Origin of the sequence: Streptomyces luteogriseus (assembly GCF_014205055.1) — a bacterium.
Taxonomy (GTDB): domain Bacteria; phylum Actinomycetota; class Actinomycetes; order Streptomycetales; family Streptomycetaceae; genus Streptomyces; species Streptomyces luteogriseus.
In genome coordinates, this window is sequence record NZ_JACHMS010000001.1 from 617,322 (window position 1) to 631,597 (window position 14,276).

14 protein-coding genes are annotated in these 14,276 nt (G+C 70.3%); 4 read left to right on the forward strand and 10 right to left on the reverse strand.

The window, feature by feature from the left end; all coding sequences use genetic code 11:
* Window positions 1-25: 25 nt before the first annotated feature.
* The 10 genes from BJ965_RS02890 to BJ965_RS02935 all read right to left on the reverse strand — a co-directional run bounded on the left by BJ965_RS02890 (window position 26) and on the right by BJ965_RS02935 (window position 9,768).
* Complete coding sequence (locus BJ965_RS02890; RefSeq protein WP_184907209.1) at window positions 26-1,468, reverse strand: amino acid permease; 1,443 nt, start codon at window positions 1,466-1,468, stop codon at window positions 26-28.
* The gene (locus BJ965_RS02895) at window positions 1,465-2,142 is read right to left on the reverse strand and encodes a FadR/GntR family transcriptional regulator (RefSeq protein ID WP_184916690.1); all 678 of its coding nucleotides are present in this window, start codon (window positions 2,140-2,142) and stop codon (window positions 1,465-1,467) included. Before BJ965_RS02895 ends, BJ965_RS02890 begins: the two co-directional genes overlap by 4 nt.
* A 176-nt stretch (window positions 2,143-2,318) precedes the next feature.
* A complete protein-coding gene (locus BJ965_RS02900; RefSeq protein WP_184907210.1) occupies window positions 2,319-3,155 on the reverse strand; it encodes an undecaprenyl-diphosphate phosphatase in 837 nt (278 codons plus the stop codon).
* A gap of 80 nt (window positions 3,156-3,235) precedes the next feature.
* The gene (gene crcB / locus BJ965_RS02905) at window positions 3,236-3,583 is read right to left on the reverse strand and encodes a fluoride efflux transporter CrcB (protein WP_184907211.1); all 348 of its coding nucleotides are present in this window, start codon (window positions 3,581-3,583) and stop codon (window positions 3,236-3,238) included.
* Window positions 3,580-3,960: a DUF190 domain-containing protein gene (locus tag BJ965_RS02910; RefSeq protein WP_184907212.1), complete on the reverse strand. Its 381-nt coding sequence runs from the start codon at window positions 3,958-3,960 to the stop codon at window positions 3,580-3,582. Before BJ965_RS02910 ends, crcB (BJ965_RS02905) begins: the two co-directional genes overlap by 4 nt.
* Complete coding sequence (crcB, locus tag BJ965_RS02915; protein WP_184907213.1) at window positions 3,957-4,412, reverse strand: fluoride efflux transporter CrcB; 456 nt, start codon at window positions 4,410-4,412, stop codon at window positions 3,957-3,959. Before crcB (BJ965_RS02915) ends, BJ965_RS02910 begins: the two co-directional genes overlap by 4 nt.
* Window positions 4,413-4,603: 191 nt before the next feature.
* Window positions 4,604-5,563, reverse strand: a complete 960-nt coding sequence (locus tag BJ965_RS02920; RefSeq protein WP_184907214.1) for an SMP-30/gluconolactonase/LRE family protein — start codon at window positions 5,561-5,563, stop codon at window positions 4,604-4,606.
* Between the two features lie 49 nt (window positions 5,564-5,612).
* Window positions 5,613-5,870 (reverse strand): ArsR/SmtB family transcription factor, encoded by a 258-nt coding sequence (locus BJ965_RS02925; RefSeq protein ID WP_184907215.1) that lies wholly within the window; start codon window positions 5,868-5,870, stop codon window positions 5,613-5,615.
* A gap of 205 nt (window positions 5,871-6,075) precedes the next feature.
* Window positions 6,076-7,635: a glycoside hydrolase family 53 protein gene (locus tag BJ965_RS02930; RefSeq protein ID WP_184907216.1), complete on the reverse strand. Its 1,560-nt coding sequence runs from the start codon at window positions 7,633-7,635 to the stop codon at window positions 6,076-6,078.
* 111 nt (window positions 7,636-7,746) lie between these two features.
* Window positions 7,747-9,768, reverse strand: a complete 2,022-nt coding sequence (locus tag BJ965_RS02935; protein WP_184907217.1) for a beta-galactosidase — start codon at window positions 9,766-9,768, stop codon at window positions 7,747-7,749.
* 184 nt (window positions 9,769-9,952) lie between these two features.
* On the opposite strand from BJ965_RS02935, the gene BJ965_RS02940 reads away from it, so the two are divergent.
* The 4 genes from BJ965_RS02940 to BJ965_RS02955 are packed head-to-tail and all read left to right on the forward strand — an operon-like array spanning window position 9,953 to window position 14,182.
* Window positions 9,953-11,272: an ABC transporter substrate-binding protein gene (locus tag BJ965_RS02940; RefSeq protein WP_184907218.1), complete on the forward strand. Its 1,320-nt coding sequence runs from the start codon at window positions 9,953-9,955 to the stop codon at window positions 11,270-11,272.
* Window positions 11,269-12,246 (forward strand): carbohydrate ABC transporter permease, encoded by a 978-nt coding sequence (locus BJ965_RS02945; protein WP_376777895.1) that lies wholly within the window; start codon window positions 11,269-11,271, stop codon window positions 12,244-12,246. The genes BJ965_RS02940 and BJ965_RS02945 overlap by 4 nt, the downstream gene beginning before the upstream one ends.
* Window positions 12,243-13,154, forward strand: coding sequence for a carbohydrate ABC transporter permease (locus BJ965_RS02950; protein ID WP_184907219.1), 912 nt, complete (start codon window positions 12,243-12,245; stop codon window positions 13,152-13,154). The genes BJ965_RS02945 and BJ965_RS02950 overlap by 4 nt, the downstream gene beginning before the upstream one ends.
* Window positions 13,151-14,182 (forward strand): LacI family DNA-binding transcriptional regulator, encoded by a 1,032-nt coding sequence (locus BJ965_RS02955; RefSeq protein ID WP_184907220.1) that lies wholly within the window; start codon window positions 13,151-13,153, stop codon window positions 14,180-14,182. The genes BJ965_RS02950 and BJ965_RS02955 overlap by 4 nt, the downstream gene beginning before the upstream one ends.
* Window positions 14,183-14,276: the final 94 nt, after the last annotated feature.

Below are 14,276 nucleotides of genomic sequence, written 5' to 3' on the forward strand. Positions count from 1 at the left end.
TGCTTTTCGTGGAGCGGCGCGTTTGTCACGCGTCGGCTCCGGTGGTGGACTTGCGCGCGACACGGCCGCGGATGCCGAACCATCCGACGACCAGGGCTCCGACGATCAGCGGCAGGCAGAGCACGGTGGTGCGTCCCGCGCCGCCGTCGGCGTACATGAGGACCAGGACGGAGGCGAGGAACGCCAGCGTCACGATCTCGGTCCAGGGGGAGCCCGGGAGCCGGTAGCCCGGGCGGGTCAGCTCGCCCTTCTGGGTCTTCTGCCAGAAGAGGAGGTGACAGACCATGATCATGCCCCAGGTGGCGAGGATGCCGATCGCGGCGAAGTTCAGCACGATCTCGAACGCCTCGGCGGGCACGACGAAGTTGAGGCCGACGCCCAGGACGCAGATGCCGCTGGTGAGCAGGATGCCGCCGTAGGGGACCTGGCTGCGGCTCATCACCGATGTGAACTTGGGCGCGGATCCGGCCATGGCCATGGAGCGCAGGATGCGGCCGGTGGAGTACAGGCCGGAGTTGAGGGAGGACATCGCGGCCGTGAGGACGACGAGGTTCATCACGCCGCCCGCCGCCGGGACGCCGATGTTGGACAGCACCGTCACGAAGGGGCTCTCGCCGGCGGTGTACTTGTTCCACGGCAGCAGCATCGACAGCAGGACGACCGAACCGACGTAGAAGACGCCGACCCGCCACATGATCGAGTTGATCGCCTTGGGCATGATCTTCTCGGGGCTCTCGGTCTCACCGGCGGCGACACCGACCAGCTCGACGGAGGCGTAGGCGAAGACGACGCCCTGGATGATCAGCAGCATGGGCAGCAGGCCGTGCGGGAAGATGCCGCCGCTGTCGCCGATCAGGGACGGGCCGGGGGTGTGGCCGTCGACGGGGTGCTGGGTGACCAGCAGGAAGATGCCGATGCACATGAAGACGACCAGCGCGCCGACCTTGACGATCGCGAACCAGAACTCCAGCTCGCCGAAGATCTTCACCGATATGAGGTTCACGGTGAGCACCACGGCCAGCGCGATCAACGCGATGACCCACTGCGGGACGTCGGAGAACATGCCCCAGTAGTGGGTGTAGGTGGCGACTGCGGTGATGTCGGCGATGCCGGTGGTCGCCCAGTTGAGGAAGTACATCCAGCCGGCGGTGTAGGCGCCCTTCTCCCCCATGAACTCGCGTGCGTAGGAGACGAAGGCACCGGAGGAGGGCCGGTACAGCACGAGTTCGCCCAGGGCGCGCACGACGAGGAAGGCGAAGAGGCCGCAGACCGCGTAGGCGATGAAGAGGGAGGGGCCGGCGTCGGCGAGGCGTCCGCCCGCGCCGAGGAAGAGGCCGGTGCCGATCGCTCCGCCGATGGCGATCATGTTGACGTGCCGGGACTTCAGGGACTTGCTGTAGCCCTCGTCTCCGGCATCGACATGGACGGAACGTTTCTGCACCTCGTTGTGCAGGGACTGCTCGCTCACGCCTCGGGTCCGCCTTCCGTGGGGGTGTCCGTGCGCGATGAACGCACGATGTCGGTGAGGGTCGTCTCGACGCGGTCGAGGTGGTGGGCCATGGCCTCCACCGCGTCGTTCTCGGAACCGTCGATCAGCGCCTCGATGATCGCCCGGTGCTCTCGGTTGGACTGCTCGCGGCGTCCGCCCAGCTCGTTGAGGAAGGCCGACTGGCGGGCCAGCGCGTCCCGGATCTCCTCGATGACCCGGCGGAAGACCGGGTTCTGCGCGGCCTCGGCGACGGCGAGATGGAACAGCGTGTCCATGGCGACCCACGCGGTGGTGTCCGTCTCCCGCTCCATCCGGTCCAGCAGATGGGCCAGGTGGTCGAGGTTCTCCGGAGTGCGGCGCCGGGCCGCGTACCCGGCGACCGGGATCTCGACGTGGCGGCGCACCTCCAGCAGGTCGCTGGCCGCGTAGTCGCCGAAGGTCGGGTCCTCGACGGTGCTGGCGACGACGAAGGTGCCCTTGCCGGTCCGGGACACGGTCAGACCCATGGTCTGCAGCGCCCGCAGCGCCTCGCGCAGCACCGGCCGGGAGACCTCGAGGGTCCGGCACAGTTCCGCCTCGGAGGGGAGCTTGTCGCCGATGGCGTACTCGCCCCGCTCGATGGCGCCGCGCAGGTACGCCAGCACCGCTTCCATGGCACTGACGCGTCGCACGGGCTGTCCGGCTGTCCGGCTGTCTGACAGGTTCACGGGAGAGATACTCCGCGCGACCGCTTGTGCTGTCAAGGGGTGTCTCCCGAAGGGGCGCGGGGAACTGCGCGACGAGCCACGATGGCGCCGCAGACAGCCGACGGCGCCCCCCGGCAGACCACTCAACTGTGCAGCACACCCGCTCCGAGCAGCCCGAACAACAGCACGCCCACCACGATCCGGTAGATCACGAACGCGTTGAAGGAGTGTTTGGCGACGAACTTCAGCAGCCAGGCGATGGAGGCGTACGCCACGACGAACGAGACGACCGTGCCCATGGCGAGCGGGGCGGCGCCCACCCCGGTGCCCAGCGCGTCCTTGAGCTCGTAGAGGCCAGCACCGGTGAGGGCGGGGATGCCGAGGAAGAAGGAGAGGCGGGTGGCGGCGACGCGGTCCAGGTCGAGGATGAGCGCGGTGGACATGGTGGCGCCGGAGCGGGAGAAGCCGGGGAAGAGCAGTGCGAGGATCTGGGAGCTGCCGACCAGCATCGCGTCCTTGAAGGAGGTGTCGTCCTCGCCGCGCTTGTGCCGGCCCATCTGGTCCGCCGCCCACATCACGCCGCTGCCGACGATCAGCGAGCCGGCGACCACCCACAGCGAGGCGAGCGGGCCCTCGATGAGCGGCTTGGCGGCGAGTCCCACGGCGACGATCGGGAGGGTCGCGCAGATGACCCACCAGGCGAACTTGTAGTCGTGGTGGTACCGCTCCTCGCGGTCGCGCAGGCCCCTCCCCCAGGCGGAGACGATCCGCACGATGTCCTTGAAGAAGTACACGAGCACCGCGGCGATCGCACCGACCTGGATGACGGCCGAGAACCCGACCACCGCGTCGTCGTCGACGGGGATGCCCATCAGTCCCTCGACGATCTTCAGATGTCCGGTGGAGGAGACGGGCAGGAACTCGGTCACCCCCTCGACGGCTCCGAGGACGACGGCCTGACCGACGCTGATGACGCTCATGGGATCCAGTTCTGCTCGGGGGCGGGAGCGGAGGGGACCGTCTTACTACACCCGGACGAGAACGGATCTCATGGACGCGCCTACAGACGCGCCAGTGCCGCCCCGGCGAAGGCCGCGGCGACACCGGCCGTCACGCTGACCGCGACATTGAGGACGGCCTGCAGACGCGCCCCGGTCTCCGCCAGCCGCAGCGTCTCGTAGGAGAACGTCGAGTAGGTCGTCAGGGCCCCGCACAGACCGGTGCCGAGCAGGATCTGGAGGTGGGTGGCGGCTCCGGTGAGCAGGCCGAGGATCAGGGAGCCGGTGACGTTCACCGTGAAGGTGCCCCAGGGGAAGACCGAGTCGTGCCGCGCCTGGACCGCCCGGTCGGTCAGGTAGCGCAGCGGGGCGCCGACCATGGCGCCGCCGACGACCAGCAGCCAGTTCACAACGACTTCTTACCCTTCGTGTCCGTGGTGCCGGGCAAGTCGTCCCGGCCGGTGTACCGGATGACCTCGCAGTCGTCGAGTGTCACCAGCCCCTCGGCGACCAGTTCGTCGAGCTGCGGCAGGAAGGCGCGGACGCGTGGCTCGGTGTCGACGATCACCACGGCGATCGGCAGGTCCTCGCTCAGGGACAGCAGCCGCGAGGTATGGATCAGGGAGGAGGCGCCGAAGCCCTCGATGCCGCGGAAGACGCTGGCACCCGCGAGTCCCGCAGCGTGGGCCCGGTGGACGATCTCCGAGTAGAGGGGCTTGTGGTGCCAGGTGTCGCGCTCGCCGACGAAAACGGTCAGGCGCAGGGCCCTGCCGGTCAGTCTCGTCATCGTCGCCTCCCTTTCAGGACACGGCGGGTCGTCCCGGCCGCGAGCCACACCGCCGTGAGCGCCGCGAGCGGGGTCGCGGCGAGGTAGGCCAGCCCGGCGCCGGGACGGCCGCCGTCGATGAGTTTCTGGATGTCGACGGCGTACGTCGAGAAGGTGGTGAAGCCGCCGAGGACGCCGGTGCCGAAGAAGGGCCGGACCAGGGGGTGGGCGGTCCGGATCTCGGTGATGACCACCATGAACACGCCGATCACGGCGCAGCCGGCGATGTTGATCCCGAGGATCGTCCAGGGGAAACCGCCCGGGGGCGTGGGCCACCAGAGGGAGGCCGCGTACCGGGCGGTCGCGCCCACTCCCCCGCCGAGCGAGACGACGGCGACGACGGGCGCCTGGGCACGCCACGGGGACGGGTGGGGCGCGGTCGCCGGAACGCGGAGGCTTTCGGGGGCTGTCATGGGGTGGTCCGTCTCCTACTCGCCGGGGCCCGGGTCGTACGGGCGCGTGCCGTCGCAAGTAGGGACCGTTGGCGGCGTCCTTGCCGCGGTTCGGGTACGGCGGGCCCCACCGCCGCGCCGCGACGGGGTCGCGGCCGGAGTTCAGGTTAACCCCGGGGCGGGGCGGGGTCACTCCGAGGCGGCGGTGAAGGTCACTTCGCCGCGGGCGGCTCGCAGACCGCCACGCCCCGTTCCCGGATGCTGCCGAGGATCAGGTGCCCGCCCGCTTCGCAGACGCTGGTGGGCATGCGGTAGCCGGAGCGGCGGCGGGTGAGGTGGTGCACGACGCGGCCCTCGTCGTCGAAGGCCTGGAGGGCGATCGTGCCGGTGGGCCGGAACGGGGCGCGTACGGCCAGGCGCGCGGCGGCGGCGCGGACGCCGGGCGCGCTGCGGTGGAACAGGTCGAGGGCCGGGAGGCGGGGCCCCGCGAGCGCCACCCAGATCGGGCCGTCGGGCGCGCCGCGCCAGAGGTTGTCGGGCATGCCCGGGAGGTTCTCGGCGAACGGCTCGCTCCGGCCGGCCTTCGGCCCGGTGAGCCAGAGGCGCAGCAGCCGGCAGGCGCCGGTCTCGGCGACGACGAGGAAGGACTCGTCCGCACCGACGGCGATGCCGTTTGCGAACTGCAGTCCGTCCAGCACCACCTCGGGTGTGTCACCGCCGGGGGCGAGCCGCAGCAGCCGTCCCGTACCGGTGTGTTCGACGATGTCGCCGATCCAGTGCTCCAGCGGGTAGCGGCGGCTGGAGACGGTGAAGTAGACGCTGCCGTCGGAGAGGGCCACGGCGTTGCTGCAGAAGCGCAGCGGCTCCCCCGCCACGGAGTCGGCGAGGATCCGGACCGTGCCGTCGCCGGTGTCGACGCGCAGGAGTCCGCGTTCGGCGTCGCAGACCAGCAGGTCGCCGTCCGGGAGGAGTTCGAGCCCGAGCGGCCTGCCGCCGGTCTCGGCGATCACCTCGACGCGGGCCGCGACCGGGTCGGCGAGGGCGTCGAGCCGCAGGATGCGGCCGTCGGCGACGCCGGTGAGGACGCGGCCGCGCGGGTCGGCGACCACATCCTCGGGGCCGGGGCCCACCGCGACGTAGTGGCGGGGTACGAGTGCCGTGGGGCGGTCCATCGCGTGTGTGTCCTTCACCGTCGGGGGCGATACCGGTGTACCGGGTCGCCTACCAGCCCTTCTCAAACATCCGGGCGACCTCGGCGATCCGCATGTCGTCGCGGTGGTAGCGCACGCGGCCCGCCGACCTGCTGGTGCGCAGCATGCCGGTGGCCTCCAGCAGCCGCAGATGGGTGACGGCGACCGGGCGCGACAGCGAGAACCGCTCGGCGACGGCGTCCGCGGTGACCCCGTCCGCCGCGGGACCGGGTTCCCTCAGCCAGGCCAGGATGCGCAGCCGCGTCTCGTCCGTGGGAGTCCTCAGCATGTCGTGCCCCTGCCTCGCCGCTTCGCCCTCTCACCGCGTCTTCCCACTGTCTCGCAGTCGACGCGGCCGCGTCCGGGCTTCGGCATCGTTGACCGATACCGAACTGCGCTCCCGTGGAGCGGAGTTCGGACAGACGAGCGACCAGCGGGAGGGACCCGGGAAGCCGGGACCCCTCCCCGTGGACTCAGCGGTGGGAGTTGCCGGCTCAGCGGTGCCGGAACCAGGACATCGACGAGAGCGCCCGGTCGTCGTAGCCGAACAGCGCCTGGTTCTCCCAGGCGTTGCCCGAGGCCGCGTCGGTCGGGTCCCAGCCGTTGCCGCCGACCGCGGTCCAGGTCGCCTCCCAGTAGAAGGCGCCGAGTCCGCGGCCGTTCGGGACGGCCTCCACGATGCTCATCATGTCGTTCATCCACCGCGTCTGACCGGCCACGCTCGCCGGGTAGCCGGCGACCAGTTCGTCGCTGGTGTCGATGATGTTCTGGTGCGCGTCCTCGCTGTCCAGGCGGAACGGGTAGGCGGTCTCGGCGACGAAGACCGGCTTGCCGTACCGGGCGGCCGCGTCGTCGAGGGTCGTCTGGAAGTCGGCGAGGGTGCCGTGCCAGTAGCCGTAGAACGACAGGCCGATGGCGTCGAACTTCACGCCGTGGGAGCGTGCGCTGTCGAACCACCAGCGGGTGCCCTCCAGGTCACCGCCCTCGGCGAGGTGCAGGGCCACGGTAGTGGAGGAGCTGACCGCCTTGACGGCGTCGTAGCCGGAGTTGAGCAGACCGGCCAGCTGCGTCCAGTTGGAGGTGGATCCCTCGTTCCAGAGCATGCCGCCGTTGATCTCGTTGCCGACCTGGACCATGTCGGCGGGGGTGCCCTGCGCCTTCAGGGCGTTCAGCACGTCGTACGTGTGGTCGTACACGTCCGTCTTCAGCTGCCCGTAGGAGTGTCCGGCCCAGGCGGCGGGCTTGTCCTGGCGTCCCGGGTCGGCCCAGAAGTCCGAGTAGTGGAAGTCCACCAGCAGCTTCATGCCCTGCGCCTTGACGCGCTTGGCCGTTGCCAGGACGCGGGCCTTGTTGTTGTAGCCGTCGGCCGGGTTCACCCAGACCTTGAGGCGCGCGTAGTTCATGCCGTTCGACTTGAGGACGGCCAGGGGGTCGGCGGCGGTGCCCGAACTGTTGCGGTAGACGCCGCCCTTGGCCTCGCTCTTGGCCAGCGACGAGATGTCGGCACCCTTGACCGACGTACCGGACGTGCCGGACGTGAAGGTCAGGTCGTCGACGTTGATCCAGTTGCCCGCGTTCGCGTCGCTGTTGACGCTGATCGTGCACTGGTTGGTGGTCACCTGGACCGGCACGACGATCCGCAGCCACCCGCCGGCCGAGACCGGCAGATCGGTGCGCTGCTCGGCGCCGCCGCAGTTCTTCAGCGCGAGGTGGGCGGACTTCTGCCCCCCGCCGGAGCGCACCCAGGCGGTGAGCTTGTAGTTCCCGTTGGTGAGCCCGGACAGGTACTGGTACGTCTCCACCTTGTAGGCCGACGCGGACCAGTGGCTCAGGCGGTGACTGCCGCCGTGGCCGCCGGACTCGGTGAAGGAGGCGCCGGTGTCGCCGTACTCGGACCAGCCGCTCGGAGTCGCGGCGCCCGCGCCGTCGGCTTCGAAGCCGCCGTTGGTCAGGGTGCTCGCGGCGTGGGCGGTGCCGGCGGGCAGGGCGGTGAGGGCAAGGCCCGCGGCGAGCGGGAGCAGCAGGGCCCTGAGGGTGCGTCTGGGATGGAACATCGTCGTCCGTCGTCCCTTCGACGTGGGGGTGGGGAGGTGCTTTCCCCACCCGGGGACAGGTGAGGACCCTCCGCCCGCGGCTCGTGGCTCGCGCGGGCGGAGGGAGTCGTATCAGCCGCCGAGCCGGACGATCCGGACGGCTCCGGCCGGGACGGCCAGGTGGCCCGTGGCGGCTTCACCGGTCAGCAGCTCGGTGCCGGCGGCCTCCAGCGGCACCTTGACGTCCGTGCCGGTGTGGTTGACGGCGAACAGGTAGGTGCCCGACGTGCCGGTGCGACGGACCACTTCGACGTCCCGGGGCAGGTCGGCACGCGGGGCGAGCCGCGCGTCCTCGCCCGCCCGACCGAGCAGCAGGTCGAGGCCGTCGGCACCGAGCCGGGTGGAGACGTACCACGCGGTGCCCTCGCCGAGGCGGTGCCGGGTGACGGCGGGCAGACCGGCGGCGAGGCCGTCGGCGTAGGTCAGGACGGTCTCGGCGCCGCGCGGCACCACGAACTCCGTCCACACGTCGGCGGCCAGCTCGGTCCCGTCCGGGCCGGTGACGCGCACTCGTTCGCCGGGCAGCAGCGGGGAGAACTCCTCGACGGTGAGGCCGAGGACGTCCCGCAGCGGGCCAGGGTAGGCGCCCTCGTGGACGGCGTCGTGCTCGTCGACGATGCCGGAGAAGTACGAGACGACGAGCGTGCCGCCCTGCTCGACGTAGGCCTTGAGGTTGCGCCCGGCGGCCTCCGTCATGAGGTACAGGGCCGGTACGACGACGAGTGGATACCTCGACACATCGGCTTCCGGGTGGGCGAAGTCGACGGTGAGGTGGCGGTCGTAGAGTGCCTCGTAGAACGCGTCGGCGCGCTCGCGGGCCTCGTGGTCGACGCTGGGGCGCCAGTCGAGGTTCTGCGCCCACCAGGAGTGCCAGTCCCACAGCACGGCCACGTCGGCCTCGGTGCGAGTGCCGCGGATCTCGCTCAACGCCTCGATCGACGCGCCGAGTTCGACGACCTCGCGCCACACGCGGGTGTCGGTGCCGCCGTGCGGGACCATCGCCGAGTGGAACTTCTCGGCGCCGCGCCGGGACTGGCGCCACTGGAAGAACAGGGCGCCCTCGGAGCCGCGCGCCACATGGGCCAGGGAGTTGCGGGCCATCTGGCCGGGGGCCTTGGCGGGGTTGCGGGGCTGCCAGTTGACGCCCGAGGTGGAGTGCTCCAGCAGCAGCCAGGGGGCGCCGCCCGCGACGGACCGGGTGAGGTCCGCGGCCATCGCCAGGTTGACGTGGGTGCGGCGGCCGTCGGTGATCAGGTAGTGGTCGTTGGTGACGAGGTCGACCTCACGGCCCCAGGCCCAGTAGTCGACGGAGTCGCACTGGCTCAGCGCCGTCATGAAGTTGGTGGTGACGGGGACGCCCGGCGAGAGGCGGTGCAGGATGTCCCGCTCCGCGACGAAGTTCTCGCGCATGGTGGCGTCGGCGAACCGCTTGTAGTCCAGCGCCTGGGCGGGGTTGACGGCCGCCGGGGTGAGCCGGGGCGGGTTGATGTCCTCGAGTGCGGCGTAGCGCTGGCCCCAGAAGGCCGTGCCCCAGGCCTCGTTGACCGCGTCGACCGTGCCGTAGGTGGTCTCCAGCCAGCGGCGGAAGTGGGCGGCGCAGGAGGCGCAGTAGCAGGCGGAGACGGGGACGCCGTACTCGTTGTGGACGTGCCACATGGCCAGCGCCGGGTGGTCGCCGTAGCGCTCGGCCAGCTTCGTGGTGATGGTCGCGGCGGCGCCGCGGTAGTCGGCGTTGCTGTGGCAGATGGCCGCCCGGGAGCCGAACTCGTAGCGCACGCCCTCGGCGGTCACCGGCAGCGCTTCGGGGTGGGCCCGGTAGAACCAGACGGGCGGTACGACGGTGGGGGTGCCGAGGTCGACGCGGATGCCGTGCTCGTGCAGCAGGTCCAGGAGCCGGTCCAGCCAGCCGAAGTCGTAGCGGCCGGGTGAGGGCTCCAGCAGGGCCCAGGAGAAGATCCCGACGCTCACCAGGGTGACGCCGGCCTCCCGCATCAGCCGGACGTCCTCCTGCCAGACGCTTTCCGGCCACTGCTCGGGGTTGTAGTCCCCACCGAAGGCGAGCCTGGTGAGGCCCCTGGGGGTGGTCTCCGGCATGGATGGTCTCCCGATAGATCGATCAATTGGGAACGTGCACACACGCCGACGCGGCGCTGAGGCCAACATAACCGCACAGCAACAACCATTGACAAGTGTCCGGGATGTTTCTCTACTGTGAACGCTCACAGAAGCATGGCAGGTCCTCGCAACAGGCGAGGACCCCAGGTCAGGGGAGAGATCCATGCCGTACACGAAGCGCCGCCGCCTCGTGAGAACCGCCGTCGCCATCGCCCTCGGCGCCACCACCCTCGCCGCCTGCGGCTCGGAATCCGCGGACGGAGAGGCCCAGTCGGGGCCGGCCTCGCTGACGTACTGGACCTGGACGCCCGGCATGGACAAGGTCGTGGACCTGTGGAACAAGGGGCCGGGCAAGAAGGACCAGATCACCGTCACGGTGAAGAAGCAGGCATCCGGTGACACGCTCGTCACCAAGATCCTCACCGCGCACAAGGCCGGCAAGGCGCCCGACCTGGTGCAGGCGGAGTACCAGGCGCTGCCCACGCTGGTCAGCAACGACGCGCTCGCGGACATCTCGAAGAACGTCGGCGAGGCCGAGGACAGGTTCGCCGAGGGCGTCTGGCAGCAGACCACGCTCGGCACCGACGCGGTCTACGCGGTCCCGCAGGACATCGGGCCGATGATGTTCTACTACCGCGAGGACCTGTTCAAGCAGTACGGGCTGACGGTGCCGACGACCTGGGACGAGTTCGCCGAGACCGCCCGCAAGCTGAAGAAGGCGGCCCCGGGCAAGGACCTCACCACCTTCTCCGCCAACGACTCCGGCCTCTTCGCGGGCCTCGCCCAGCAGGCCGGAGCCAAATGGTGGACGACCTCCGGCGACCAGTGGAAGGTCTCCATCGACGACGCGGCCACCCAGAAGGTCGCGAAGTTCTGGGGCGGCCTGGTCGAGGAAGGCGCGATCGACAACCAGCCGATGTACACCCCGGCCTGGAACAAGGCGCTCAACACCGGCAAGCAGATCGCCTGGATCAGCGCCGTGTGGGCACCGGGCACCCTGACCACCGCCGCGCCCGACACCAAGGGCAAGTGGGCCATGGCCCCGCTCCCCCAGTGGTCCGCGAGCGAGAACCGCACCGGCAGCTGGGGCGGCTCCTCCACCGCCGTCACCACCGACTCCGAGCACCAGGCGGCCGCCGCGAAGTTCGCCACCTGGCTGAACACCGACAGCGAGGCCCTCAACGCGCTGGCGAAGGAGAGCGGCATCTACCCGGCGGCCACCAACGCCCAGATCAGCGGCGCCTTCCTCAAGCCGCCGGCCTACTTCTCCAACCAGGCCGACTTCTACCGCAAGGCCGCCGACATCGCCGAGACCACCGCACCCTCCGCCTGGGGCCCCAACGTCAACGTCGCCTACACCACGTTCAAGGACGCCTTCGGCGCCGCGGCGAAGAACAAGTCCGACTTCGGCGCCGCGCTGGAGGAGATGCAGGCCGACACCGTCGCCGACATGAAGAAGCAGGGCTTCGAGGTCGCTCCGTGAAAAGCACGGCACGCCGGCAGTCGTACGGGGTGCGGGGCGCCCCGTACGACCACCCGTCTCGCACCACCACCCTCGAACGAGCGCGAAGCGCCCCCTATTTCTTCCTCCTCCCAGCCACCCTTCTCTTCGCCCTGTTCTTCGCGCTGCCCATCGGCTACGCGGTCTGGCTCAGCTTCCGCAAGGTGAAGGTGTCGGGCCTCGGCCTCGGCTCCGGCGCCCGCAGGGAGGTATGGGCCGGCCTGGAGAACTACACCGACGCCCTCTCCGACAGCGAACTGCTGCACGGCGCCCTGCGCGTGCTCGGCTATGGGTGCATCGTCGTGCCCGTCATGCTCGGCCTCGCCCTGCTGTTCGCGCTGATGCTCGACTCGGAGAAGGTGCGGCTCGCACCCGTCACCCGGCTCGCCATCTTCCTGCCGTACGCCATCCCCGGCGTGGTGGCCGCCCTGCTGTGGGGCTTCCTCTACCTGCCGGACGTCAGTCCCTTCTACTACGTGCTCGACCGGCTCGGGATGCCGCAGCCGGACCTGCTGGACGGCGGGCCGCTGTACCTCGCTCTGTCGAACATCGCGGTGTGGGGCGGCACCGGCTTCAACATGATCGTCATCTACACCTCACTCCAGGCGATCCCGGCGGAGGTCTACGAGGCCGCGAAGCTGGACGGCGCCACGCCGACGCAGATCGCGCTGCGCATCAAGATCCCGATGGTGGCGCCCTCACTGGTGCTGACCTTCTTCTTCTCGATCATCGCGACGCTCCAGGTGTACAACGAGCCGACCACCCTCAAACCGCTCACCAACTCCGTGTCCACGACCTGGAGTCCGCTGATGAAGGTGTACCGGGACGCCTTCGGCGAGGGTGACATCCACGGAGCCGCGGCGCAGGCCGTGATCATCGCCTTCGCCACGCTCCTCCTCTCCTTCGGCTTCCTGCGGGCCGTGAACCGTCGCCAGAAGCAGGAGGCCGCCCGATGAGCTCCCTCGCCGTCCCCCAGGCAGAGCCGAGAGCGGGCAGCACGCCCGGTGCGGCCCAGGACAGCCGCCCGCCGCTGCGCCGCCGGATCGCGCTGGTTCCCACGGTCACCCTGCTGCTGGGCGCGCTCTACTGCCTGCTGCCGGTCGCCTGGGTGGTCATCGCCGCCACCAAGTCCGGGCGCGAGCTGTTCTCCACCTTCACGTTCCTGCCGGGCACGGGCTTCGCCGCCAACATCCGGGACCTGACCGCCTACCGCGACGGCGTCTACTGGCAGTGGATGGCCAACTCCGCGCTGTACGCCGGTCTCGGGGCCCTGCTGTCGACGTGCGTGTCGGCGGTCAGCGGCTACGCGCTCGCGATCTACCGTTTCCGCGGCCGCGAGACGATCTTCAACGTGCTGCTCGCGGGTGTGCTGATGCCGCCGGTGATCCTGGCCGTCCCGCAGTACCTGCTGCTGGCGAAGGCCGACCTCACCGACTCGTATCTGTCGGTCCTGCTGCCGCAGATCCTCTTCCCGTACGGCGTCTACCTCGCGCGGATCTACGCCGCCGCCGCGGTGCCCACCGACGTGGTCGAGGCGGGGCGCATGGACGGGGCGGGCGAGTGGCGGATCTTCACGCGGATCGCGCTGCCGATGATGATCCCCGGGATGGTGACGGTGTTCCTGTTCCAGTTCGTGGCGATCTGGAACAACTTCCTGCTCCCGTACATCATGCTCAGCGACGACGAGAGATTCCCGATCACGCTCGGCCTGTTCACATTGCTGGAGCAGGGCGCCAACACCCCGGCCCTGTACACCCTGGTGATCACCGGAGCCTTCCTCGCGGTGCTGCCGCTGGTCGCCCTCTTCCTGGTCATCCAGCGGTTCTGGAGTCTGGATCTGCTCTCCGGAGCCGTAAAGTCGTGACCGTGAACGCTACGGGAGGCAGGCGCAGGCCGCCCACGATCCATGACGTGGCGCGCGAGGCGGGCGTCTCGCGCGGCACCGTCTCACGCGTCCTCAACGGTGGCCACTACGTCAGTCCGGCCGCCCAGGAGGCGGTCAACGCGGCCATCCGCAGAACGGGTTACGTGGTCAACCGGCACGCCCGGTCCCTGATCACCGGGCGGTCCGACTCGATCGGCTTCCTGCTCACGGAGCCGCAGGAGCGGTTCTTCGAGGACCCCAACTTCAACGTCCTGCTGCGCGGCTGCACCCAGGCGCTGGCCGCGCACGACATCCCGCTGCTGCTGATGCTCGCGGGTACCGAGGGCGAACGGCGGCGCATCACGCGGTACATCACGGCCGGGCACGTGGACGGGGTGCTGCTGGTCTCCAGTCACTCCGGTGATCCGGCCGCCGAGCAGCTGCGCGAGGCGGGGGTACCGCTGGTCGCGTGCGGAAAGCCGATCGGGCTGGCCTCCAAGGTGAGTTACGTGGCCGCCGACGACCGGGACGGGGCCCGTGACATGGTGCGCCACCTGTTGTCGCTCGGACGGCGCCGGGTGGGCACGGTGACCGGTCCGCTGGACACGCCGGGTGGTGTCGATCGTCTCGCCGGCTACCGGGAGGTGCTCGCGGAAGCGGGCCTGGAGGCCGACGAGCGGCTCGTCGTCTCCGGTGACTACAGCCGGGCGAGCGGCGAGGCGGGTGCCGAGCGGCTGCTGGCGCAGGCCCCGGACATCGACGCGGTGTTCGTGGCCTCCGACCTCATGGCGCAGGGCGTGCTGGCGGCCCTGCAGCGGGCCGGGCGGCGGGTGCCGCAGGACGTGGCGGTCGGCGGGTTCGACGACTCACCGGCGGCCGTGGCCTCCAGTCCCGAGCTGACGACGATCCGGCAGCCGTGGGACCGCATCAGCAACGAGATGGTGCGGGTGCTGCTCGCGCAGATCGGGGGCGAGGACCCGGCGGCGGTGATCCTGCCGACGGAACTGGTGAAGCGGGAGTCGACGTAGGGCTGCGGAGCCGGAGCCGCGAACGGTGCCCCGGGGGGCGCTGACCCCCCACTGCATGCACGGTCATTGAACCCTGCACCGGTGTTACCGTTCC

What these genes read in the sequence shown, in the direction of transcription:
- BJ965_RS02895 (WP_184916690.1), bottom strand. Translation starts at nt 2,142, where the DNA reads ATGGAAGCGGTGCTGGCGTACCTGCGCGGCGCCATCGAGCGGGGCGAG.
- BJ965_RS02900 (WP_184907210.1), bottom strand. Translation starts at nt 3,155, where the DNA reads ATGAGCGTCATCAGCGTCGGTCAGGCCGTCGTCCTCGGAGCCGTCGAG.
- BJ965_RS02910 (WP_184907212.1), bottom strand. Translation starts at nt 3,960, where the DNA reads ATGACGAGACTGACCGGCAGGGCCCTGCGCCTGACCGTTTTCGTCGGC.
- crcB (WP_184907213.1), bottom strand. Translation starts at nt 4,412, where the DNA reads ATGACAGCCCCCGAAAGCCTCCGCGTTCCGGCGACCGCGCCCCACCCG.
- BJ965_RS02920 (WP_184907214.1), bottom strand. Translation starts at nt 5,563, where the DNA reads ATGGACCGCCCCACGGCACTCGTACCCCGCCACTACGTCGCGGTGGGC.
- BJ965_RS02925 (WP_184907215.1), bottom strand. Translation starts at nt 5,870, where the DNA reads ATGCTGAGGACTCCCACGGACGAGACGCGGCTGCGCATCCTGGCCTGG.
- BJ965_RS02930 (WP_184907216.1), bottom strand. Translation starts at nt 7,635, where the DNA reads ATGTTCCATCCCAGACGCACCCTCAGGGCCCTGCTGCTCCCGCTCGCC.
- BJ965_RS02935 (WP_184907217.1), bottom strand. Translation starts at nt 9,768, where the DNA reads ATGCCGGAGACCACCCCCAGGGGCCTCACCAGGCTCGCCTTCGGTGGG.
- BJ965_RS02940 (WP_184907218.1), top strand. Translation starts at nt 9,953, where the DNA reads ATGCCGTACACGAAGCGCCGCCGCCTCGTGAGAACCGCCGTCGCCATC.
- BJ965_RS02950 (WP_184907219.1), top strand. Translation starts at nt 12,243, where the DNA reads ATGAGCTCCCTCGCCGTCCCCCAGGCAGAGCCGAGAGCGGGCAGCACG.